Genomic DNA, 22,440 nt, shown 5'->3' with positions numbered 1-22,440 from the left:
ATCTGGCTAACATGAGGCCTCTTCCGAATGCCTTCAGGAATTCGATAAGATTTTAGCGGCCGGCCGTTTTCGGCAGCATCAGCTCGTCGAGAATGACGCAGGCCGCGCCGATGGTGATAAAGCTGTCGGCGAGATTGAACACCGCGAAGGACCAGTTGTCGGTGTGAAAAAGAATGTAATCGATCACATGGCCGTAGGCGAAGCGGTCGACGAGATTGCCGATCGCGCCGGCGATGATCAGCGCATAACCGAGATGGGCGAGCCAGCGGTCCTTCGCCGTGCGATACCACAGCCACATGACGAAGGCGACGATGACGAGCCGCATGCCGACGATGAACCAGCCGTCCATGCCCTCCAGCATCGAAAAGGCAACGCCGAGATTGTAGGTACGGTAGAGCGCCAGCATCGGAATAACCGGCACGGCCTCCTGCAGCGGCAGGTAATGATCGACCGCGATCTTGACGGCCTGATCGATGAGCACGGCGACGACGATGAAGAAGAGGATCGGCGCCGGCCGCGAAAACAGCGCGGGGCGGGCAAAAGTCTGTTCGGTCATTTGCCCTCGGCAAGTGAGAGGAGATGGCGGCGCGCCTCGAAAAGCATGACAGCGGTGGCGACGGCGAGGTTCAGGGAATCGGCGCGGCCTTGCTGCGGAATGCGGGCAAGCGCGTCGGCTCGCCCGGCCAGCTGATCGGGCAGGCCGGATTGCTCGTTGCCCATCAAGAGCACGACGGGCTTCTTCCGGTAGTCGATGGTGCGGTAATCGACCGCGCCGGCAAGATGCGTCGCGACCACGCAAACGCCGGCCGATTTCCGCCAGGCGAGGAATTCCTCCGGCGTCGCGCGTGCGACCGGAACGGCGAAGACCGAGCCCATGGTGGCGCGCACGGTCTCGAGCGAGAACGGATCGGTTGCCTCTCCGACCAGAATGACGCCGGAGGCCCCGGCCGCATCCGCTGTGCGGATGATGGTGCCGAGATTGCCGGGATCGCGCACGCGGTCGAGCGCCACCCAGGTCTCTCCCTCTCTCGGCCGGATGTCTTTGAGCGGCATCCAGCGCTGGTCGAAGATGCCGACGACCATCTGCGGATTGTCGCGGCGGGTGATCGAGCCGATCACCTTTTCGCTGACTTCGAGCACCAGCCCGCCCGAGGCGACGGTCCTTGCCGCCATCTGCTCGACCAGCGGCTTGCCCTTGGCCGCCTTGGCATAGACCAGCGTGCGGATCGTCCAGCCGAGTTCGATCGCATCGATGACGAGCTTCAGCCCCTCGGCGAGGAAAGTCCCGCTCTCCTCGCGCGACTTCTTGTTCGTCAGCGCCTTGATGTCCTTGATGATGGGATTGGCAAGCGAGGTGACTTCCTTCACCTGTCCGACCCTGCGCGGTCCCTGATCGTGGAAGTCCTTGCTCATTTCGGCACCCAGCGGGAAAAGAGGGAGGTGGAAAGTGCGCGGCCCGGCGTCTTGCCGTCGAGGCCGGCTTCGCGGATGACCAGCTCGCCGGATTCGACCGCGCCGCCGGCGCCCCGCATCGTCTCGCGCATCAGCTCGTGGATCGAATAGAAGCTGGCGCGGATCGAATAGGCCGTCAGCACCAAGCCCACGGCCTTCGGCGACAGGATCTCGCGGCAGATGTCGAGCATCAAGGGCAAATGTTCGAAGAGATGCCAGACTTCGCCGTTCGGGCCGCGGCCGAATTTCGGCGGATCGGTGAGGATGATGTCGTACTGGCTGCCGCGGCGTTCCTCGCGCAGGATGAATTTCATCGCATCCTCGCAGATCCAGCGGATCGGCAGTTTCTCCATGCGCCCGAGCGCCTGGTTTTCCCGCGCCCAGCCGATCGCCTTCTTCGAGGCATCGACATGGGTGACTTCGGCGCCGGCCGCGGCGGCAACCAGCGAGGCGACGCCGGTATAGCCGAAAAGGTTCAGCACCCTCAGCGGCCGGCCGGCCTTTTCGACCTGCTCCTTCATCCAGCTCCAGTGCACGATCTGCTCCGGGAAGACGCCGACATGACGGAAGGAGGTGAAACGGCCGTGGAAATCGACGCCGAGCAGGTTCAGCGGCCAGGTCTCGCCGAGCGCCGCCTTCGGGAAGCGCCAGCGGCCGCTGCCTTCCTCGTCGGTATCGCCGGTGAAGACGGCATCGACCTTTTCCCAGACATGGGCCGGCAGCGACGGCCGCCACAGCGCTTGGGCCTCGGGACGGATGATGCGATAAGGCCCGTATTGTTCCAGCTTTTCGCCGTTGCCGCTGTCGATCAGGTGGAAGTCGCCGGCCCCGAGCGATTCGAGGATGACAGGCACGCGCTCGGTCGGACGCTCACCGCTGCGCGTCGTCAGCGGCCGTTCGGTGGCGGCGGGCACGGCAGCCTCGCGCACCGTCTCACGGGCAGCCGGTGGCCGCGCGACCGGCTTCGGCGGCCGGCCGGCCCGATCGTCTCTGCGGCTTTCACCGGAAGGACCTGATGTCTTCTTCTGGCCCGGCCGGCGTTCTTTCTGTTTCAACGTGCTCTTCCGCGTCTCTGTCGGGCACAGCGCCCTTTGAATTATGCAGTAGCCCAGAAAAGCGTGCCGGATCAACTGCGCGCCGGCCCGGCATGTATTTCAGGTCTCGGATGTCCGCCGGCGAAGCCAGCTTTCTGCCGCATAAAGGGCTGCGACATGCATCGACTGCATGACGAACGCGCCGGACTGCAGGTCGCCAAGGATGGCGGCAAGATCCGCAAACAGCAGTTCGATCTTCTCGCCGGGGTCGAAACGCGGTTCGCCGGCCCGGCTGAGGCCGAGCGCCAGCCAGCTCGTCACCGCGTTGCTGTGGCTCGCGGCATTCGGATAGGAGGTCAGCAGCTTGACGAAGGTCGAGGCTTCATAGCCGGTCTCCTCCCGGAGTTCGCGCCGGGCTGCCGCCAACGCCGCATCGCCGCTCCCGCTGTCGCTGCGCTCGACGCCGCCGGCGACGAGACCGTGGATGATCTCGCCGCGGCCGTGCCGGTATTCCCGCGTCAGCAGCACGCGCCCGTCGGGCATCACAGGCACGACATTGATCCAGTCGGGATAGTCGAGCACATGGAAGGGCGCGACGACAATTCCGTCGGCGGTGACGCAATCGTCGCTTCGCAGCCGGATCCAGCGGTCCTCATAGGTGATGCGGCTTGCCGTCACCCTCCAGGGCTTCAATTCATCACTCATCGCCAATTCCTTGCTCCGGAACGAGCGGGATAACATTCCTCTCCGCCTGGCAAAAGCCTTTCCCGCTGGGATAAGGTGAACGAATCGGAGATGGGGCTGTCGAATGGATTTTACCGGCGAAGAATGCATCGCCGCGCCGCGGGATGTCGTCTGGGCAGCGCTCAACGATCCCGAGATCATGCGCGGCTGCATTCCGGGCTGCCAGAGCATCGAGCGGCTGTCGCCCGACAGGTTCGAGGCGGCGATCAAGGTCAAGTTCAGCCTGCTGTCGGCGACCTTTCATGGGCTGTTGACGCTTTCCAATGTCGATGCGCCGAAAAGCTATACGCTGTCGGCCGAAGGCAAGGGTGGTCTTGCCGGCTTCGCCAGGGGCAGCGCCGATATCGTGCTCGAGCAAAACGGCGCCGAGACAATCCTGCATTATCGGGCAAAGGCTGAACTCGGCGGCAGGCTTGCCCAGCTCGGCGCACGCCTGCTCGATTCGACCTCGCAGAGGCTCGCCGAAGGGTTCTTTTCGGATTTCAATGCCGCCGTCGTCGCGAAGATGGCGGCCGGCTGATCCCGGCCCGGCACCACGTGCTTTGGGCTTGGCGCGGAGTGGGGGCATGGGTTAAATCGACGTCATGACGTGGACAATCAGGCCGCCGCGGGCGGAAGACCGGGACATGCTTGCGGAGATTTATCTTTCCGTGCGCCGCGAAACATTCGTCTGGGTCGACCCCGGCAAGTTCCACCGCGAGGATTTTGCAGCTCATACCAATGGCGAGACGGTCTTCGTCTGCGAGCATGAAAACGGTGGAATAGCCGGCTTCCTGTCGCTGTGGCCGGCCGATGATTTCATTCACATGCTCTATATCAGCCGGGACTTCCAGGGCTCTGGCGCCGGTACGGCGCTGCTGCAGGCGCTGCCGGAATGGCCGCAACACCGCTACCGGCTGAAGTGCCTGGTGAAGAACCGGCGGGCGAAGGCCTTTTACCTCGCCCACGGTTTCCGCGTGACCGGCAACGGCGCGTCGCCGGAGGGCGATTATGAGGAGCTGAGCTTTTTTCCGGTCTGACCGGTGCGGAAGCGTCGTCGAAACCGAGCCGGTTTTACCGTGCCGGAAGCTGCCCGGCGATTTCCTCGGCGCGGCTCTTGTGGCGGTCGGCCTCGCCCTGCCAGCGGATGGCTTCCTTGGCTTCGGTGCGGGCGCGCTTGCGGTGTTTGCCCTGGCTGAACCAGGTGGCGGCCGAGCCGATCAGCATGCCTGCGATCAGCGCAACGACCAGGAAGACGAAGAAGGGCGCCGAAACCGCAAGCACCTGATCCTCCGGCCGAAACGGATTGAAGGCGAGCGTGACGCTTTGCCGGTTGGCGACGCAGAAGACGATAAGGACGACGCCGAGCGGCAGCAGAATCAACAGGTTGACGATCTTCTTGGCCATTTGAGCTCTCCATGCGTCGGATGGCGCCGCCCTCTTCGAGCAGCGCGTTGTATCTGCGCATCGGCCCCGAAAATCGATTCCGATTTTCGGGGCCGATGTGTGAGCAGAATAGGAAAATGGCCTACGAGTTCAAGTGCGGATTCGCCGCAGGCGGCTTGCGCCGCTCAATCCTCTTCGTCCGCCTGGCCGGGATTGAGCCGCTCGCGCAGCTCCTTGCCTGTTTTGAAGAAGGGAACCCACTTCTCCTCGACGAAGACGGTATCGCCGGTGCGCGGGTTGCGGCCGGAGCGGGACGGGCGGTTCTTGACTGAAAACGCGCCAAAGCCGCGCAATTCGACGCGGTTGCCCGCAGCCAGTGCATCCGTGATCTCGTCGAGAACCGCATTGACGATATTCTCGACGTCGCGATGATAGAGATGCGGGTTGCGTGCCGCAACAATCTGCACCAATTCGGACTTGATCACAGTCGCCCCCTTAAATTATTGATTTCTTATCAATCGTGGCCAACCTGCCAAACTGAAAGCAGCCCGTCAAGAAGCAACTTTGGGGGCAGGATTCCATTGATATCCTGGCCTTTCATGAGATCATCATAACCGAAGATCGTAATCAACCGCGAAACAGCCCCAGCGAGCAGAAACGGCGTGTTGCTCTTCTTGTCCCAGTCGACCATCGGCAGGTCGGCGTCGACGCCGCGCGACTTGAGATAGGCCCGGATTTCCGGCTCGCCGCCGATCGTGTCGACGAGTTTCACCTTGAGCGCCTGGCGGCCGGTATAGATGGTGCCGTCGGCGAGCTTCAGCACCTCGTCGCGCGGCAGCTTGCGCCGGTCGGCGACCAGGTCGACGAACCAGTTATAGCTGTCGACCACCATGTTGCGGATCATCGCCTTGGCCTCCTCGCTCGCCTCGTGGAAAGGCGAGGGCTCGGCCTTCAGCGGCGAGGATTTGATCTCCTGCAGGGAGACGCCGATCTTGTCGAGCAGCGGCTGGATCTGCGGATACTGGAAGATGACGCCGATCGAGCCGGTGATCGAGCTGTCGCCGGCAACGATCGTATCGCCGGCGGTGGCGACCATGTAGCCGGCGGAGGCGGCAAGCGTGCGCACGTCGGAGACGACGGGCTTCTTGGCCGAAATCGCCCGGATCGCCTTGAAGATTTTTTCGCCGCCATAGGTCGTGCCGCCGGGCGAGGAGATCGAAATCACCGCGGCCTTCACCTGGTCGTTGGTTTCGACCTTCTTCAGCCGCTCCAGAAGCTCGTCGTCGTCGACGATCAGTCCCGATATCGTCACATGGGCGATATGCGGGCGGCTCCTCTTGGTGTCGCCGACGGCGAAGCTGTAGAAGGCAAAACCCAGCGCCACGAAGAGGGCCACCGCCGCGAGACGCCAGAACCAGAGCTTGCGGCGCAGCCGCCGGCGATCCGCGATCATCGAACTGTCCATGAGATACCTCCAGCGCTGGCCCCGGCTTCGGCATACGGCCGATCGATCCGGTGAAATAGGTGGCAGCGGCGCGTACGAATGCCACTTTTTGATGTTTTTCCGTTTTGTTGCTTGTTGCAGAAAAAATTCCATATTGGCAAGCCAATGTAATAATGCGAAACGAACTGTGATTGGCGGCGGGCTTTGTTATGAAGGCCTGGCGATCACCGCACCTGGAACGAGACCTATGCTCGATACCCTGAAGAACAACGGAAATGCCGCCTATGCGGGCTCCGGCAGGAGTGCCTATGGCGATGCGTTGTTCCATTCCGCCCGCGTGCGGCGGCTGAAGATTTTGCTGCCGGTGGCAGCCCTCGTCGTCGCGGCCGGCCTGACGGCGGTGGCGCTGGTCAAGATCTATCTGCCCGAGAACATCAAGATGGAAGGCGCCAAGATCGAGAACGGCAAGGTCGTGATGGAAAAGCCGGCGATCGCGGGCCGCAATTCCGACGGCGTCAATTATTCGATGCTTGCCGAAAGGGCGCTGCAGGATATCCGCAATCCCGATCTGATCACGCTCGAGACCATCAAGGCCGCCGTGCCGATGAATGATGGGCTGATCGCCCGTGTCGTCGCCTCGACGGCCGATTACAATCGCGCCACCGACAATCTGCATATGACGGCCCCCTTCACCCTGGTGCTGAGCAGCGGCCTCAACGCGAATTTCCAGTCCGCCCGGCTCGACATCAAGGGCGGAAACATGAAGAGCGACGACCCCGTCACCATCACCAAGGATAATGCCTCCATTGTTGCGAAGACGATGGAGATAACCGATAAGGGGCGGGTGATCACATTCGAGGGGAATGTTCGCATGAATGTCGATCCATCCACCATCCATAAACAGGGCACTTAACCAGCCGGGTCATCCATGACAAAAGATTGTCGTTTTTCCACTTGCAAGACTGGCATGGCATTCATTGCCGGCGCATTTGCCCTTATTCTGATGGCCCCGGGCGCAGGCGCGCAACAGGCGGCCACGATGTCGGGCATGAAGCTTTCCAACGACCAGCCGATCCAGATCGAAAGCGACAAGCTGGAGATTCACGATCAGGAACACACCGCCCTCTTCACCGGCAAGGTCAAGGTCGTCCAGGGGACGACGACGATGCAGTCCGGCAAGATGACCGTCTATTACAAGGACAAGGCGGCAAAGCCGGCCGCTGACGGAACCCAACCCGCGGCCCAGCCGCAGCAGTCGGCCTCGCTGGCATCGGGCAGTGCCGATATCGACAAGATCCTGGTGACCGATAAGGTCCTGCTGACATCGGGCACGCAGACGGCGACTGCCGATGACGGCGCTTTCGATATGGCCTCGCAGACATTCATCCTCACGGCGGATCAGGGCAACAAGGTTATTCTGTCGGATGGGCCGAACGTCTTTACCGGCTGCAAACTGACCGTTCACATGCAAACCGGTCAGGCGGAGCTTGAAAGCTGCGGCGGGCGTGTCCAGATTCAGCTCGATCCAAAATCGCAGCCGAATGCGCAGCAGAAGCAGAACTGAGAAGCCGGCCTCCCACGTGAAATTATCATCGCTATCCACCATGTTCGGCCAGCCCGGGCCACAAGCTGCGGGCGCCGCCGACAAAAGCCGTTATCAGGGAACGCTGATCGCACGCGGTCTGACGAAGACCTATGCGACGCGTCGCGTCGTCAACGGCGTCTCGCTGGTGGTGCGCCGTGGCGAGGCCGTCGGCCTGCTCGGCCCGAACGGCGCCGGCAAGACCACCTGTTTTTACATGATCACCGGCCTCGTGCCGGTGGATGAAGGCACGATCGAGATCGACGGCAACGACGTCACGACCATGCCGATGTACCGCCGCTCGCGTCTCGGCGTCGGTTACCTGCCGCAGGAAGCCTCGATCTTCCGCGGCCTGACGGTGGAAGAAAATATCCGCGCCGTCCTCGAAGTGCATGTCAAGGACAAGGCCGAGCGCGAGCAGAAGCTGAACGAGCTGCTGGAGGAATTCCATATCCAGAAGCTGCGCAAGAGTGCCGCCGTCGCCCTGTCGGGCGGTGAGCGCCGCCGCCTCGAAATCGCTCGCGCGCTGGCGACCGACCCGACCTTCATGCTGCTCGACGAACCCTTCGCCGGCGTCGACCCGATCTCGGTCGCCGACATCCAGAATCTCGTCCACCACCTGACGGCGCGCGGCATCGGCGTTCTCATCACCGACCATAATGTGCGCGAGACGCTGGGCCTGATCGACCGCGCCTACATCATCCATGCCGGTGAAGTGCTCACCCATGGCCGGGCGAACGACATCGTCAACAATCCGGAAGTGCGCCGGCTTTATCTCGGCGACAATTTCAGCCTCTGAGCGGCTGATGACGCCAAAGACGGGGACGCCGTCTCAGTCGTCCTGAAACGGCGCAGACCTTTCGCCGACACCTGTCCCACCGCAGAAATTAACTGCGCCGACATAGTTCCGCTTGACCAAATGAGATAAAAAAGCAATTTTTGGGCCAGTTGGATTTCCGTCGCCTGAAGTGTGATCGGACGCGGTTTCCCGGAGGAATCGAGGGAGTTTCGCGTCCGTCATGGCACTGTCCGCCAGTCTTTTCCTGCGCCAGAACCAATCCCTGGTGATGACACCGCAGCTGATGCAATCCATCCAGCTGCTGCAGATGACGCATGTCGAGCTCACCCAGTTCATTGCCCAGGAAGTGGAGAAGAACCCGCTGCTCGAATTTCCGTCGAATGACGGCGAAGCAGGGGCCGAACGCGGCGAAGCCGAAGATGAGCCCTATGGTCATCCGCCGGAGGATGCGGGCTCGGACGACGGCTACGACAACCGCACCGACGCGCTCTCCAGCGACTGGTACGACAATGGCGGCAGCGCCAGCACCAGCCGGCTGAACGACGAACTCGACGCCAATTATACCAATGTCTTTCCCGATGACAGCGCGCCGCAGCGCCTCGACGCGCCGGAGCTCGTCGGCCAGTGGAAATCGATGCCGGGCAGCGGCGGCGAGGGCGCCGATTACGATCTCGACGATTTCGTCGCCGGCCAGGTGTCGCTGCGCGATCATCTCGCCCAGCAGATCCCCTTCGTCCTGCCCGACATGGCCGATCGGCTGATCGCGCAGAATTTCGTCGATCAGCTCGACGATGCCGGTTATCTGCAGGTCGATCTCGTCGAGACCGGCGAGCGGCTGGGCACGAGCCTGACTGCGGCCGAGCGTGTGCTTGCCGCCCTCCAGACGCTCGATCCGCCGGGAGTTTTCGCCCGCAGCCTCGCCGAATGCCTGGCGATCCAGCTCAGGCAGAAGGACCGATACGATCCCGCCATGCAGGCGCTGGTCGAAAACCTCGAACTGCTGGCGCGGCGCGATTTCGCCACGCTGAAGCGGCTCTGCGGCGTCGACGAGGAAGATCTCCTCGATATGCTCGGCGAAATCCGTCAGCTCAATCCCAAACCCGGCAGCGGCTTCGAGACCGGCGTCTCGGAAGCGATCATGCCCGATGTCGTCGTCAGGCCCTCTTCGGAGGGCGGCTGGCTGGTCGAGCTCAATCCGGATACGCTGCCGCGCGTGCTGGTCAACCAATCCTATTTTTCCCGTGTGACCAGGAATGGCGAGGATCACGCCTTCCTTTCCGAATGCCTGCAGAGCGCCAATTGGCTGACACGCAGCCTCGACCAGCGGGCGAAGACCATCATGAAGGTGGCAAGCGAGATCGTCCGCCAGCAGGACGCCTTCCTGCTGAACGGCGTCGACCACCTGCGCCCGCTGAACCTGAAGACGGTCGCCGAGGCGATCAAGATGCACGAATCCACCGTCAGCCGCGTCACCTCGAACAAATATATGCTGACGCCGCGCGGCCTCTTCGAGCTCAAATACTTCTTCACCGTTTCGATCAGCGCCGTTGCCGGCGGCGACAGCCATTCGGCGGAGGCCGTGCGTCACAAGATCCGCGCGCTGATCATGCAGGAGAGCCCTGATGCGGTGCTCTCCGACGACGATATCGTCGACATGCTGAAGAAGGGCGGCATCGATCTCGCCCGCCGCACGGTTGCCAAATACCGCGAAGCCATGAACATCGCCTCCTCGGTGCAGCGCCGCCGCGAAAAGCGGGCGCTTGCCAAGGTGGCCGGCTTCTGACGCGAGCCTTGTCCGGATGCCGGGTTCTGTCGGAACGGCCTCGCAAGCCATCTCAGGTGTCACTGCGCCGATGTCGGGCTTAAATTTGGTGGACCTGCTCCACGGTGTTGATTCGATTGGGTGTCAGACGTTTCTCAGCGTCTGAGGCAATTCAATTGTCACCTTGAGAGATCGCCGCCTGCGCATGATCCGGCTGCCGCCGCCAACCGGGGTCGAGCCACGCGTCTCGACCCGTCCTTCGGACCCCGCGCGCGGGGTGAAGGGAATATGCTGCAACCTCTCCGGCCCTCGCCGACGTCTTACAGGGCAGTGATGTTGCGGTAATGATGATACCCGTGAGGGCGGCACAGCTTAAGCGCGAAGGATTGAAGGTCATCAAAGCCGCGATCATGGGAGGCGTTTGTCGGCAGGGAATTCTCTGCACGTTTTCCGCGCATCGCCGCAGGCAATTTTCCGCCCTATTGACTTTTTGGTAACCTCTGGCTAGAAGCCCGCCGCAATCGATGCCGCAAACGGCGTCTGGAGTTATCCCCAGCATCAGAAGGGTACCAAGGACCAGCAGGCTGACGCCGATCTTGCTTGAGATTGCGCGAAGTGCTTGGATGAACCTGAGGCTTGGCGTAAACTGATACCCGCAAACGACAGAAGAAGGGAAACTCCATGAGTGTGCGTGTGTCCGGTAAACATATGGAAATTGGTGAATCGTTCCGTCAAAAGATCGAGGACCAAATTGGTATGGCCATCACGAAATACTTCGACGGGGGGTATTCCGGCCAGGTGACCGTGGAAAAGGCGAGTTCTCGTTTCTCCGCAGACTGCAAGCTTCATCTCGACAGTGGAGTAGTGCTGCATGCGGCCGGTGAAGCGACCGATCCCCAGCTTGCTTTTGACGCCGCTTCGGAGCGCATCGAAAAGCGCCTGCGCCGCTATAAGCGCAAGCTGAAGGACCATCATGCCGGAAACCATCTGAACGGTTTTGCAGAAGTCTCCTACACGGTGATGGACTCTGTTCCTGATCACGAAGATGAAATTCCCGACGATTTCGCCCCGGCAATCGTCGCCGAAAGCACGAAGCAGCTGAAGACCATGTCGGTCGCCACCGCCGTGATGGCACTCGACATGACCGACGAGCCGCTTCTCCTGTTCCGCAGCCCCGGCAAGGAACATTTGAATATCGTTTACCGTCGGCACGACGGAAATATTGGCTGGATCGATTCGGCTAATATCAAAGGCTGAGGTCAGGGCGGTGAGCGGCGGTAGTGCCGCCGCTCCTTGCATTTGATCCCGGCGACAGAAGGAAAAAGAAATGGCATTGGCAGATTTGCTCCATCAGGATGCGATCATTCCCGCCCTCAGAGTAAATTCCAAGAAACAGCTGCTTCAGGAATTGGCCGCAAGAGCCGCCAGGATCACCGGGCTCTCCGAACGGGAGATCTTCGACGTCATCCTGCAGCGCGAACGGCTTGGCTCGACCGGCGTCGGCAACGGCATCGCCATTCCCCACGGCAAGCTGGTCAACATCCATTCGATCGTCGGCATCTTCGCCCGGCTGGAGCAGCCGGTCGATTTCGAGGCCCTGGACGACCAGCCTGTCGATCTCGTCTTCCTGCTGCTGGCGCCGGAAGGCGCGGGCGCTGATCACCTCAAGGCCCTGTCGCGGATTGCCCGCGTGCTGCGCGATCACGATCTGGTCGCCAAGCTGCGCGCCACCGATTCTGCTTCGGCGATCTACGCCTTCCTCAATGAAGAGCAGACGTCGAACGCCGCCTGAACAGGCCTCTAAAACTGTGCAGCAGCCTTGCGATCATGCGATGCGCGTCAGGCAGGAAACCGCCGGAATTCCCTGAATCAGCAGGAGTTTGGCCGGCGGCTTCGCAACGAAACCCCGCTATATCCTGGCTGCGACGTCTTCACCCGAAGGGATCGACGGCTGTGCCCCTGATTTAAGGCAGGCGAGCGACCCGGCAACGGCCGCCCGGCGCAGCGCCGAGGCAAAATCGAGCCCCTCGTCGAGGCTCGCAGCGAAATAGCCGCAGAACGTATCGCCGGCGCCGACCGTATCGACCGGTTCGATCTTCAGGCCCTTAGCCCTCGCGATCGCCCCGTCGCGGATGGCGACGACGCCGTCGCCGCCGAGCGTCACGATCAGCGTCTGGCCGGTTTCGGCATGCAGGCGCGTCAGGGCCGCTTCGCGCGCTTGCGCGTCCATGCCGTCCTGTCCGGCGAGCCGTTCGAATTCGGTCTCGTTGGCGATGACGATATCGGCAAGCCGGCCGAGACGCGGCGCATCGGGAATCAGGGGAGCAAGGTTGAGGATGCTGGTGACGCCCTTGGTGCGGGCGGCCGACAGGGCGCGTTCGACGGCATCAGTCGGCACTTCGAGCTGCAGCATCAGGATATCGCCTTCCTGCATGCCGCCGATCGCGGCGTCGGCATCGTCAGGCGTGACCAAGCCGTTGGCGCCGGGAACGACGGCGATCATGTTTTCGCCGTCGGCGCCGACCAGGATCAGCGCCGTGCCCGTCGGACCGTCGACATGCCTGACGAGGGAAAGATCGGTTCCGGCATCATCGAGCAGGGAAAGGGCATCGGCGGCGAAGCTATCCTTGCCGACGGCGCCGGCCATATGCACGTAGCGGCCGGCACGCCGTGCGGCCAGCGCCTGGTTGGCGCCCTTGCCGCCGGCGGCGGTGGCAAAGCCGTTGCCGGCCACCGTCTCGCCGGGCTTCGGCAGGCGCTCGGTGGTGGCGATGAGGTCCATGTTGATGGACCCGAAAACTGTAATCATCAGGGGTGTCCCGTCCTCTGGCGCATGCGGGCGACGTCATGCTCCTGCTGTTTCATGCGGGCGAGACACTGCCCGAAGCGGTCACTCCTCGTCAACCACCCGGAGCTTGAGAAGGCCGGTGCGGCTTTCCACCGATTTGGCAGCGGGTTCGCCATCGCGGGCCGGCTTGGCCTCGCTGCCGCCCGCCTCGAATTCCAGCGCTTCGATCCTGGCGCCGCGTTTGGTGAGTTTGTCGGCCGAGGTGACGACCATGTCGATGTCTTTCTGCGCCAGGGCGAAGTGGCCCTGCAGCTTGCGCACCCGCTCGTCGAGGCGGCCTAGATCGTCCATCAGGATCGCCACCTCGCCCTGGATCAGATGCGCCTGCGCCCGCATGCGCTGGTCCTTGAGCACGGCCTGGATGACCTGGATCGACAGCATCAGCAGCGACGGCGAGACGATGACAACACGCGCCCGGTGCGCCTTCTGCACCACCGGCTCGAAATTCTCGTGGAGCTCGGCGAAGATCGATTCCGACGGCACGAAGAGAAAGGCCGTATCCTGGGTTTCCCCCTGGATCAGATATTTCTCGGAAATGTCCCTGATATGGATCTCCATGTCGCGGCGAAACTGCTGGCCGGCGATCTTGCCGGCCTCCGGGCTGCCGGCCTCGCGGATCGCGTTCCAGGCTTCGAGCGGAAATTTCGCATCGATCACCAGCGGCGGCGCGCCGTTCGGCATGCGGATCGTGCAGTCCGGCCGCGAACCGTTGGTCAGCGTCTGCTGAAAGGCATAGGCGCCCATCGGCAGGCCGTCGGCGACGATCGTTTCCATCCGGGACTGGCCGAAGGCGCCGCGCGTCTGCTTGTTGGACAGAATGGCCTGCAGCCCGACGACATCCTTGGCGAGCGTCTGGATATTGTTCTGCGCCGCATCGATCACCGCGAGCCGCTCCTGCAGCCGCTGCAGGTTCTCATGCGTCGATTTGGTCTGCTCGGTGATCGTCGAGCTGACGCGCTGCGACATGCCGTCGAGGCGCTGGCTGATCGCCTGGTTGAGCTCGCTCTGCCGCGCGCCGAAGACCTCGGTCATTGCCGCGATGCGGCCCTGCATCTCCGCCTGGATCTTCAGAAGCTCGGCCATGCGCGCGTCGCTTTCTCCAGCGCGAAAGCTTGCCTCCTCCGCCTGCTCGCGGCGAAGGTTTGCGCCGCGCAGCAGCAGCACGATCACCAGCAGGACAAGAGCCAGCAGAACCCCGCCGGCAAGCGCCAGCATGGCCGGGCTGATCGAGGCAAGCGACAAAGTGAACGAATCGGAATGGGCGGTCATGCCGCAACCATAACAGAAGAGGCGGCAATATATAGATCAAAACGTGAACGGATATAGCGCCCCCAATATGCTTGCACGCCGAGGCTCCTCCCGGCCTATGCGGTCGTTCCGGCACTGCTGCCACCCTGCGGCCCAAGGCGAATATGGCGAAATTCCGGGCGGAGATGCAAAAAAGCGTCTTCCCCGCCCGCCGGATAATTCCATAGTCGGAAAAGATGGGTTATGGGAACGCCATGACCATCAAGCCACTCATCATTCTTCCCGATCCCCTTCTCCGCCAGATCTCCAAACCGATCGAGCGGGTCGATGCCGACCTGCAGCGTCTGGCCGATGATATGCTGGAAACCATGTACGACGCGCCGGGCATCGGTCTTGCGGCGATCCAGATCGGCGTGTCGCGCCGCATGCTGGTCATCGACGTGTCGCGCGAGGGCGAGGAAAAACAGCCGCAGGTCTTCATCAACCCGGAGATCGTCACCTCCTCCGACGAGCGCTCAGTCTATGAGGAAGGCTGCCTGTCGATCCCGGACTATTATGCCGAGGTCGAGCGCCCGGCTGTCGTCTCGGTCAAATATCTCGACCGCAACGGCAAGGAACAGACGGTGGAGGCCGACGGCCTGCTCGCCACCTGCCTGCAGCACGAGATCGACCATCTGAACGGCGTGCTGTTCATCGATTATATCTCGAGGTTGAAGCGGGAGATGGTGATCAAGAAGTTCACCAAGGCGGCGAAGTCGAAGGCGCTCTGAGCGCCGCGTTGAAAATTCGCCGGCGAGGCACTATGATATCAGCGATATCATAGTGGAGGTGCCGAATGGGTGACCTGCTTATTCGCGATGTTCCTGAGGCAATGAAACGGCAGCTTCAGGAAAGTGCGCAGCGCAATGGCCGCAGCCTTTCGGAAGAGGCGATCGAAATCCTCCGCCGGCAGATCGCTACGGAGCGCTCGGGCGTTTCGGCCGGGCAGCGCCTGCGTGCGCTGATGGGGGACGAAAGATTGAGCGATGATGAGGTGGACGCCATTGCCGCCTCTCGCCACGAACCCGACCGTGAACCGCCGCGTTTCGACAGATGATCGTCCTCGATACGAATGTGATTTCCGAAATGCAGGGGAGGACCCACTGCGAGCGGATATTGAACTGGCTGGATGGCTACGATGTTGAGGCGCTTTTCCTGACGACGATCGCCGTCGCCGAAATGCGCTATGGGCTTGAACTCCTCGACGATGGCAGGCGAAGGACAGCGTTGATTTCCGACTTCAATCGGATCGAATCGGAATTTTCAGGCCGTATCCTCGGGTTTTCCCTCAGTGCGGCGAACCGCTACGGCCTGCTGGCTGCGGAGCGCAGAAAGGCCGGGAGACCGATGGAAACGAAGGATGCGATGATTGCCGCCATCTGCCTTGCCAACGGCGCCACGCTCGCCACCCGCGACACCAGAGATTTCGAGGGGCTTGATCTCAAGCTCGTAAACCCGTTTGAAGACGGCTGATCCTCAATTGGCGAGATAGAATGTCTCTTAGCATCATTTTCATGGGAACCCCTGAGTTCTCGGTTCCGACCCTGCGCCTGCTCGTCGATGCCGGCCACAGGATCGTCGCCGTCTATACCCAGCCGCCGCGGCCGGGCGGGCGGCGCGGGCTGGATCTGCAGAAATCGCCGGTTCATCAGGCGGCCGAACTGCTCGGTCTTCCGGTCTTCACACCGGTCAATTTCAGGGATGCCGACGAGCGCGAGAGGTTCGCCGCCTTCAACGCCGATGTCGCCGTGGTCGTTGCCTATGGATTGCTGCTGCCGGAGAGGATTTTGAACGGCACCCGCGACGGCTGCTATAACGGCCATGCCTCGCTGCTGCCGCGCTGGCGCGGCGCCGCCCCCATCCAGCGGGCGATCATGGCCGGTGACGATAAGACCGGCATGATGGTAATGAAGATGGACAAGGGTCTCGACACCGGTGCCGTCGCACTCACCCGCGAGGTCGAGATCGACCCGAACATGACGGCTGGCGAGCTGCACGACCGGCTGATGCAGGTCGGCGCCAAGGCGATGGCGGAAGCCATGGTCAAGCTTGAAATGAACGATCTGCCGCTGACGCCGCAGCCGGAAGCGGGCGTGCTCTATGCCGCCAAGATCGACAAGGCGGAGACCCGCATCGATTTCGCCAGGAATGCGCGGGATGTGCACAATCATATCCGCGGCCTGGCGCCGTTTCCGGGCGCCTGGTTCGAGCTCGAGATCGGCGGCAAGCCGGAGCGGGTGAAAGTGCTGGGATCCGAGCTGGCTGAAGGCGAGGGGGCTGCCGGGCAATTGCTGAGTGACGACCTCGTGGTCGCCTGCGCTTCCGGCGCGGTGCGGCTGACCAGGCTGCAGAAGGCAGGCGGCAAGCCGCTGGCAGCAGCCGATTTCCTCAGGGGCACGCCGCTTGCCGCCGGCACGAGGCTTTCCTGATGCCGCGTTTCCGCATGACCGTCGAATATGATGGCGGCCCCTATGTTGGCTGGCAGCGGCAGGAGAACGGCCCCTCGGTGCAGGGCGCGATCGAAGCCGCGGTGCTGTCGCTGACCGGCGAGACCGTCTCGATCCGCGGCGCCGGCCGCACCGACTCCGGCGTCCACGCCATGGGGCAGGTGATCCATGCCGATCTTTCCAAGGACTGGTCGCCTTACCAGCTGCAGAATGCCCTGAACGCGCATCTGAGGCTTGCCGGCGAACGTGTTTCCATTCTCGATGTCGCGGCGGTTCCCGACTTTTTCGATGCCCGCTTCTCCGCGCTGCGCCGCCATTACCTCTATCGCATCGTCAGCCGTCGGGCGCCGCTGGCGATCGAGGCCGGCAAGGCCTGGTGGGTGCCGAAGGCGCTCGATCACGAGGTCATGCACGCCGCTGCCCAGCGGCTGGTCGGCCGGCACGATTTCTCCACCTTCCGCGCCGCCCAGTGCCAGGCAAACAGTCCGGTGCGCACGCTCGACCGGCTGGATGTGACGCGCAGCGGCGAGTTGATCGAGATCCGCGCCACGGCGCAGAGTTTTCTCCACAACCAGATCCGCTCCTTCGCCGGCACGCTGAAGCTCGCCGGCGAAGGCAAATGGACGCCTGACGATGTCGAGGCGGCACTGGAAGCGCGCGACCGCAAGGCCTGCGGCCCGGTGGCGCCGCCCGACGGGCTCTATTTCCTGCAGGTGGATTATCCCGACGTGATCATCGATCGGCGCAGGCCGGTCAGCGAGACCGATGACGATCAATCCTAGAGCCTTTCCTGGTTAGATTGAAGCATTCTGTTGGCTCAAACGGAGTCGGATGGTCGACCGGCCGGCGCGCGTCGTAGCCCAGCTCTACGGCCAAGCCGGCCGGTCGATCAGCCGGCCCGTTTCAGCCAACCCTCCCGCAGATTTGCCTGGCAAATCTGCAAGACTTAGGAATCGCCGGACGCACTTATCGCTTCGCCACGGCGAAGCGGTGCGGCCGGTGGGCCGGGCATCTTTCCGCCAGGATCAAAGGCGATCGGCTCGGACGTACCAAGGGGTATGCCCACCGCCAATCGCCTCTGCCCTGACGAAAACCTGCTCCGGCAGAATGCTTCAATCTAACCAGGAAAGGCTCTAGGCTTGATCAGACCGGATAGATGCCGAGGAAGTGCTGCAGATATTCCGAAAGGATCATCGACGGCACCAGCAGCACCAGCGTCATTGCCCCGACCATCAGTGCGTGGCCGTGGCAGATCATCCGGAGAATGCGCGCCAGCACGAAGACCTGCGCCAGCATGAAGGCAAGCAGCAGCAGCGAGACGAGGCCGACGGAGCCGGGAAAGAAGACCACCATCGCCAGCAGCAGCCCGTTGATATAGGAGAGCGGCACGCCGAGCCAGTTGACGCTGACGACGACGGGGGCGAAACGCTCGCCCATGCGGAAGGCAAGCAGCAGCAGCCCGGCAAAAACCAGCGGTACGAACCAGTTGGCGAGTTCGACGAAGCCGAGCCTGAGATAGAAGGCAAAGCCGACATCGGCTTCCGTCGGCATCGACCGCAGAAAGACCTGCCGCCACCAGAGCCAGGAAATGCCCATCGGCGGCAGGCACCAGGCGATCGCCCAGAACGAGCGGTTCACGCCGCGCTCGGACATGTCGAGGTAGCGGAAGCCGCGCGGATCCAGCCGGATAAGCAGCCAGAGGCCGGCCAGATAATACTGGACCTCCCTAAGCCCCGGCATTGGCGAACCAATGGGCGATAAAGGTTTCGTAGATCGCCGTCAGCATCTCCAGATCGGCAACGGCGACGCGCTCGTCGACCATATGCATCGTCTGGCCGACGAGGCCGAACTCGACGACCGGGCAATAATCCTTGATGAAGCGCGCATCCGATGTGCCGCCGGTGGTCGAAAGCTTCGGCGAGCGGCCGGTGACACTTTCGACGGCCGATGACAGCGAGGCGATCAGGCCATTGTTGCGGGTCAGGAAGACATGGCTCGGCCGGTCGGCCCAGACGATATCGTATTTCACCGGTTCGCGGCCCGGCCGCAGCCGACCATCCCCGGCGGCGGCGTCGAGGCGCCGCAGGATTTCGGCGCGCAGCGTCTCGGCCGTCCAGCTGTCGTTGAAGCGGATGTTGAAGCTGGCCGAGGCCTTGGCCGGAATGACGTTGGTCGCCGGATTGCCGACATCGACCGTGGTCACCTCAAGGTTCGAGGGCTGAAAATCGTCGGTGCCGCCGTCGAAGGGCGGGTCCATCAGCGCCTGCGTCAGCTGCAGCATGCCGCGCACCGGATTGTCGGCAAGATGCGGATAGGCGGCGTGGCCCTGGACGCCGTGCACGGTGATCCTGCCCGACAGCGAGCCGCGCCGGCCGATCTTGATCATGTCGCCCAGCCTGTCGGGATTGGTGGGCTCGCCGACCAGGCAGGCATCCCAGCGCTCGCCGCGTTCGGCCGCCCATTGCAGCAGCTTGATCGTGCCGTTGATCGCCGGGCCTTCCTCGTCGCCGGTGATCAGGAAGGAAATCGAGCCCTTGGGCGGTCCGCTCTTCTCGATATGGCGGGCGACGGCGGCGACGAAACAGGCGATGCCGCCCTTCATGTCGACGGCGCCGCGGCCGAACAGTTCGCCCTTGGCAATCTCGGCGGCAAAGGGCGGATGCGTCCAGGCGGCCGCGTCGCCGACCGGCACGACATCGGTATGGCCGGCAAACATCAGATGCGGGCCGTCCTTGCCAAGCCGGGCATAGAGGTTTTCAATATCGGCGGTTCCCGCTTCGCTCGCTTTCACCTTGTCGACGGTGAAGCCGAGCGGCGCAAGCATGGCGTCGAGCGCCGACAGCGCGCCGCCTTCGGCCGGTGTCACCGAGGGGCAGCGAATCAGCGTCTGAAGATTGGCGACGGGATCGGTAGCGGTCATGGCGTCGAACTATCCGGCGGGAATGGCAAAGACATGGCAAGGCGGCGGCGCCTCGCGCAAAAGACGCCGCCTGTTTACCGGATCAAAGTCCTGGTGTCATCAATCTCTGAGCAGCTCGTTGATGCCGGTCTTGGATCGGGTCTGTTCATCGACGCGCTTGACGATGACGGCGCAGTAGAGATGCGGCGCCGGCTTGCCGTTGCCCATGGTCGCACTGCCTGACGGCATCGAGCCGGCGACGACGACGGAATAGGGCGGCACTTCGCCGTAGCTCACTTCGCCAGTGGCACGGTCGACGATCTTGGTCGACTTGCCGATAAAGACGCCCATGCCGAGCACCGAGCCTTCGCGGACGATACAGCCTTCGACCACTTCCGAACGGGCGCCGATGAAGCAATTGTCTTCGATGATCGTCGGGCCGGCCTGCATCGGCTCCAGCACGCCACCGATGCCGACGCCGCCGGAGAGATGCACATGTTTGCCGATCTGTGCGCAGGAGCCGACCGTCGCCCAGGTATCGACCATCGTGCCTTCGCCGACATAGGCGCCGAGATTGACGAAGGAGGGCATCAGGATGGCGTTCGGGGCGATATAGGCCGAGCGGCGCACGACGCAGTTCGGCACGGCGCGGAAGCCGGCGGCGCGGAACTGGTTCTCGCCCCAGTTCTCGAATTTCGAGGGCACCTTGTCCCACCAGGTGGAATTGCCCGAGCCGCCCTTGACCACGTCCATGTCGTTGAGGCGGAAGGACAGGAGCACGGCCTTCTTCAGCCACTGATTGACCGTCCAGGCGCCGTCGGCGCCGCGCGTTGCGACACGAACCTTGCCGGCATCGAGCAGGTCGAGCGCGGCTTCGACCGCATCGCGAACCTCGCCCTTGGTCGACGTGTTCACATTGTCGCGATTGTCGAAGGCGGCTTCGATGGTCTTTTCGAGGGATGTGAGGTCGGTGGCGCTCATGAGAATTCCTTAAACTTCGATCTTTATCGTGGAGACGGCGGAGTCTCCGGAATGCGGTTGGCAGGGGTTTAACCTGCTCTACAGCATGCAGCCGTAGAACGGAATGATTTTTCCAACAAGATCATACTTGGATTCAAGGCGTTATAGCGACATATCCGGCACTACGACCGGCAGTACTGAAAGGCATTTCGACATGGCGAAGGGACGAAACGGCGGATCGCGGCGCAAGGATGGCGTATGGGACCCGCTGAAGAGCAGCTCGACCGACAGGCAGCGTGCCGAGGCTGTGCCGAAGACGCCGCAGACGATGTCGCCCGCCTACCGCCTTGCCTATGTCGACGAGGATTTCCTCTGCCGTGAGGAGCTGCGGCCGATCCGCCTGCAGCTGGAGCTGCTGAAGACGGAGATGATGCTGACGGAGCGCGGCATCCGCTCGACCGTCGTCATGTTCGGCGGCGCCCGTATTCCCGCCCCCGGCCAGAGCGCCTGGGCGGCGCGCAACGATGTCCAGCGCGCCAATCTCGAGGCGGCCTCCGTCTATTATGACGAGGCGCGCAAATTCGCCCGGCTCTGCTCGAAATATTCGGCGACCCTCGGTTTCCAGGAATATGTCATCGTCACCGGCGGCGGTCCGGGCGTCATGGAGGCCGGCAATCGCGGCGCGTCCGACGAGGGCGCCCCGTCGATCGGCCTCAACATCGTGCTGCCGCACGAGCAGGCGCCGAACGCCTATGTGACGCCGGAACTCAGCTTCAACTTCCACTATTTCGCCATTCGCAAGATGCATTTCATGGTGCGCGCCAAGGCAATCGCCGTCTTTCCCGGCGGCTTCGGAACGCTCGACGAATTCTTCGAATGCCTGACGCTGATCCAGACCGGCCGCATGGAGCGCCTGCCGCTGATCCTTTTCGGCGAGGCCTTCTGGCGCAGTATCATCAATTTCGACGCTTTGGCCGAATTCGGCACGATCGCGCCCGACGACGTCAAGCTGATCAGCTTCGTCGATACGGCCGAAGCCGCGTGGAAGATCATCCAGGATTTCTATGAGCATCGCGAATAGCGGCTCAGCGTCTCGACCGTGAGACGTGTCTCTTTCCCCGCCGGGCGGGGAAAGAGCGGAGGATGGTTCGCCCAGCCTTACAGAAACGGGCTTACAGCAGCGGCCGGTCCGGCATGTCGTCGATCGAGATGACGCCGTCCTTGTTGCGGTCCATCCGCGCAAACAGCTTGTCGAAGGCGGCGACGGCTTCCTGTTTGGAGATCTGGCCGTTCTGGTCGGTATCGATCCGATGCATCATCAACGAGGCGCGCATGATGTTGCCGCCATGGCGCATCCAGCGATGCCCGTCACGACCATCGTGCCCGTCGCGGGGCGGCCGTCCCTGGTCGTCATTGTCCGGTGTGGCGGCTGCGGTATCCGTATCCTTGTTTTCGCCGGCTTCCTGCTTGCGCTGGTCTCGCATCGCCTGCATCTGCGTCTTCTGATAGGCTTGGATTTCGCCGGGCGTCAGCGAGCCGTCATTATTGGTGTCGATCGCAGCGAAAACCTTGTCGAGGCCGGCGGTCGCCTCTTCCTTGGTGACCTTGCCGTCCTTGTTCGCGTCGAACTGCTTGAGCATCCTGACATAGGTGATTTCGCGGAAGGCGGCAGATCCTGGACCGTGTGGACCGTGCATGCCGGCGTGCTGACGCGGCCCGTCACCGGGTGCGGCATAGCCTGCTCCGGCGGCTGCGCCGAAGATCAGAGTGGAGGAAAGCGCTGCCAGTATCAGCTTGTTGCGGTACATCGTATTTGC

General features: G+C 62.7%; 27 protein-coding genes. 14 read left to right on the top strand and 13 right to left on the bottom strand.

Translation table 11 applies throughout. The features are described from left to right. Positions 1–52 precede the first annotated feature (52 nt). From lspA to QMO80_RS10890, 4 genes are all read right to left on the bottom strand, one after another. Positions 53–556 (bottom strand): signal peptidase II, encoded by a 504-nt coding sequence (lspA, locus tag QMO80_RS10905; protein ID WP_283200049.1) that lies wholly within the window; start codon positions 554–556, stop codon positions 53–55. Beyond that, positions 553–1,413, bottom strand: a complete 861-nt coding sequence (locus QMO80_RS10900; protein WP_283200048.1) for an RNA methyltransferase — start codon at positions 1,411–1,413, stop codon at positions 553–555. Before QMO80_RS10900 ends, lspA begins: the two co-directional genes overlap by 4 nt. Next, entirely contained in the window at positions 1,410–2,507 is a 1,098-nt protein-coding gene (locus tag QMO80_RS10895; RefSeq protein WP_283200047.1) for a class I SAM-dependent methyltransferase, read from the bottom strand. Before QMO80_RS10895 ends, QMO80_RS10900 begins: the two co-directional genes overlap by 4 nt. Before the next feature lie 99 nt (positions 2,508–2,606). Further along, a complete protein-coding gene (locus QMO80_RS10890; RefSeq protein WP_283200046.1) occupies positions 2,607–3,191 on the bottom strand; it encodes an NUDIX hydrolase in 585 nt (194 codons plus the stop codon). Between the two features lie 103 nt (positions 3,192–3,294). Between QMO80_RS10890 and QMO80_RS10885 the strand changes: the two genes are divergently transcribed. Both QMO80_RS10885 and QMO80_RS10880 read left to right on the top strand, forming a co-directional pair. Next, a complete protein-coding gene (locus QMO80_RS10885; protein WP_283200045.1) occupies positions 3,295–3,750 on the top strand; it encodes a carbon monoxide dehydrogenase subunit G in 456 nt (151 codons plus the stop codon). A 64-nt stretch (positions 3,751–3,814) separates the two neighbouring features. Continuing rightward, positions 3,815–4,249 (top strand): GNAT family N-acetyltransferase, encoded by a 435-nt coding sequence (locus QMO80_RS10880; protein ID WP_283200044.1) that lies wholly within the window; start codon positions 3,815–3,817, stop codon positions 4,247–4,249. A gap of 34 nt (positions 4,250–4,283) precedes the next feature. On the opposite strand, the gene QMO80_RS10875 is transcribed toward QMO80_RS10880, so the two are convergent. The 3 genes from QMO80_RS10875 to sppA all read right to left on the bottom strand — a co-directional run bounded on the left by QMO80_RS10875 (position 4,284) and on the right by sppA (position 6,060). After that, a complete protein-coding gene (locus tag QMO80_RS10875) occupies positions 4,284–4,616 on the bottom strand; it encodes a LapA family protein (RefSeq protein WP_283200043.1) in 333 nt (110 codons plus the stop codon). A 164-nt stretch (positions 4,617–4,780) separates the two neighbouring features. After that, positions 4,781–5,080 (bottom strand): integration host factor subunit beta, encoded by a 300-nt coding sequence (locus tag QMO80_RS10870; protein WP_003544934.1) that lies wholly within the window; start codon positions 5,078–5,080, stop codon positions 4,781–4,783. Positions 5,081–5,109: 29 nt separating this feature from the next. Further along, the gene (sppA, locus tag QMO80_RS10865) at positions 5,110–6,060 is read right to left on the bottom strand and encodes a signal peptide peptidase SppA (protein ID WP_283200042.1); all 951 of its coding nucleotides are present in this window, start codon (positions 6,058–6,060) and stop codon (positions 5,110–5,112) included. A gap of 226 nt (positions 6,061–6,286) precedes the next feature. Here sppA and lptC point away from each other — a divergent pair, with 226 nt between their 5' ends. The 6 genes from lptC to ptsN all read left to right on the top strand — a co-directional run bounded on the left by lptC (position 6,287) and on the right by ptsN (position 11,974). Continuing rightward, positions 6,287–6,952 (top strand): LPS export ABC transporter periplasmic protein LptC, encoded by a 666-nt coding sequence (gene lptC, locus QMO80_RS10860; RefSeq protein ID WP_283200041.1) that lies wholly within the window; start codon positions 6,287–6,289, stop codon positions 6,950–6,952. A 15-nt stretch (positions 6,953–6,967) separates the two neighbouring features. Continuing rightward, positions 6,968–7,603 (top strand): LptA/OstA family protein, encoded by a 636-nt coding sequence (locus tag QMO80_RS10855; protein WP_283200040.1) that lies wholly within the window; start codon positions 6,968–6,970, stop codon positions 7,601–7,603. A gap of 40 nt (positions 7,604–7,643) precedes the next feature. Then, a complete protein-coding gene (gene lptB, locus QMO80_RS10850; protein WP_003583867.1) occupies positions 7,644–8,420 on the top strand; it encodes an LPS export ABC transporter ATP-binding protein in 777 nt (258 codons plus the stop codon). Positions 8,421–8,640: 220 nt separating this feature from the next. Next, complete coding sequence (gene rpoN, locus QMO80_RS10845; RefSeq protein WP_283200039.1) at positions 8,641–10,203, top strand: RNA polymerase factor sigma-54; 1,563 nt, start codon at positions 8,641–8,643, stop codon at positions 10,201–10,203. A gap of 660 nt (positions 10,204–10,863) precedes the next feature. Then, entirely contained in the window at positions 10,864–11,439 is a 576-nt protein-coding gene (gene raiA / locus QMO80_RS10840) for a ribosome-associated translation inhibitor RaiA (RefSeq protein WP_003570772.1), read from the top strand. Positions 11,440–11,509: 70 nt separating this feature from the next. Next, positions 11,510–11,974 (top strand): PTS IIA-like nitrogen regulatory protein PtsN, encoded by a 465-nt coding sequence (gene ptsN, locus QMO80_RS10835; protein WP_003570770.1) that lies wholly within the window; start codon positions 11,510–11,512, stop codon positions 11,972–11,974. Positions 11,975–12,091: 117 nt separating this feature from the next. On the opposite strand, the gene QMO80_RS10830 is transcribed toward ptsN, so the two are convergent. Then, positions 12,092–12,991 (bottom strand): ribokinase, encoded by a 900-nt coding sequence (locus QMO80_RS10830; protein ID WP_283200038.1) that lies wholly within the window; start codon positions 12,989–12,991, stop codon positions 12,092–12,094. Between the two features lie 81 nt (positions 12,992–13,072). Next, on the bottom strand, positions 13,073–14,299 hold the full coding sequence (locus QMO80_RS10825) for a DNA recombination protein RmuC (protein WP_283200037.1): 1,227 nt from the start codon (positions 14,297–14,299) through the stop codon (positions 13,073–13,075). Positions 14,300–14,532: 233 nt separating this feature from the next. Between QMO80_RS10825 and def the strand changes: the two genes are divergently transcribed. The 5 genes from def (at position 14,533) to truA (ending at position 17,546) form a co-directional block, all read left to right on the top strand. Beyond that, positions 14,533–15,048, top strand: a complete 516-nt coding sequence (gene def, locus QMO80_RS10820; protein WP_283200036.1) for a peptide deformylase — start codon at positions 14,533–14,535, stop codon at positions 15,046–15,048. A 65-nt stretch (positions 15,049–15,113) separates the two neighbouring features. Next, on the top strand, positions 15,114–15,374 hold the full coding sequence (locus QMO80_RS10815; RefSeq protein ID WP_283200035.1) for a plasmid stabilization protein: 261 nt from the start codon (positions 15,114–15,116) through the stop codon (positions 15,372–15,374). Further along, entirely contained in the window at positions 15,371–15,790 is a 420-nt protein-coding gene (locus tag QMO80_RS10810; protein ID WP_283200034.1) for a type II toxin-antitoxin system VapC family toxin, read from the top strand. Before QMO80_RS10815 ends, QMO80_RS10810 begins: the two co-directional genes overlap by 4 nt. A gap of 20 nt (positions 15,791–15,810) precedes the next feature. After that, positions 15,811–16,746: a methionyl-tRNA formyltransferase gene (gene fmt, locus QMO80_RS10805; protein WP_283200033.1), complete on the top strand. Its 936-nt coding sequence runs from the start codon at positions 15,811–15,813 to the stop codon at positions 16,744–16,746. Then, positions 16,746–17,546 (top strand): tRNA pseudouridine(38-40) synthase TruA, encoded by an 801-nt coding sequence (truA, locus tag QMO80_RS10800; protein WP_283200032.1) that lies wholly within the window; start codon positions 16,746–16,748, stop codon positions 17,544–17,546. The genes fmt and truA overlap by 1 nt, the downstream gene beginning before the upstream one ends. A 361-nt stretch (positions 17,547–17,907) precedes the next feature. Here truA and QMO80_RS10795 read toward each other — a convergent pair whose 3' ends face one another. The 3 genes from QMO80_RS10795 to dapD all read right to left on the bottom strand — a co-directional run bounded on the left by QMO80_RS10795 (position 17,908) and on the right by dapD (position 20,644). After that, positions 17,908–18,504, bottom strand: coding sequence for a hypothetical protein (locus QMO80_RS10795; protein ID WP_283200031.1), 597 nt, complete (start codon positions 18,502–18,504; stop codon positions 17,908–17,910). Continuing rightward, positions 18,491–19,684: a succinyl-diaminopimelate desuccinylase gene (dapE, locus tag QMO80_RS10790; RefSeq protein WP_283200030.1), complete on the bottom strand. Its 1,194-nt coding sequence runs from the start codon at positions 19,682–19,684 to the stop codon at positions 18,491–18,493. The genes QMO80_RS10795 and dapE overlap by 14 nt, the downstream gene beginning before the upstream one ends. A gap of 99 nt (positions 19,685–19,783) precedes the next feature. Continuing rightward, the gene (gene dapD, locus QMO80_RS10785; RefSeq protein WP_283200029.1) at positions 19,784–20,644 is read right to left on the bottom strand and encodes a 2,3,4,5-tetrahydropyridine-2,6-dicarboxylate N-succinyltransferase; all 861 of its coding nucleotides are present in this window, start codon (positions 20,642–20,644) and stop codon (positions 19,784–19,786) included. Positions 20,645–20,837: 193 nt separating this feature from the next. Between dapD and QMO80_RS10780 the strand changes: the two genes are divergently transcribed. After that, a complete protein-coding gene (locus QMO80_RS10780; protein ID WP_283200028.1) occupies positions 20,838–21,704 on the top strand; it encodes an LOG family protein in 867 nt (288 codons plus the stop codon). Positions 21,705–21,795: 91 nt separating this feature from the next. Here QMO80_RS10780 and QMO80_RS10775 read toward each other — a convergent pair whose 3' ends face one another. Beyond that, positions 21,796–22,431 (bottom strand): EF-hand domain-containing protein, encoded by a 636-nt coding sequence (locus QMO80_RS10775; RefSeq protein WP_283200027.1) that lies wholly within the window; start codon positions 22,429–22,431, stop codon positions 21,796–21,798. Positions 22,432–22,440 lie beyond the last annotated feature (9 nt).

Source organism: Rhizobium sp. BT03 (genome assembly GCF_030053155.1).
In the GTDB taxonomy this organism is placed as follows: domain Bacteria; phylum Pseudomonadota; class Alphaproteobacteria; order Rhizobiales; family Rhizobiaceae; genus Rhizobium.
The sequence above is the reverse complement of the archived record's forward strand: the minus strand, read 5'-3'. Positions and strand labels throughout refer to the sequence as shown.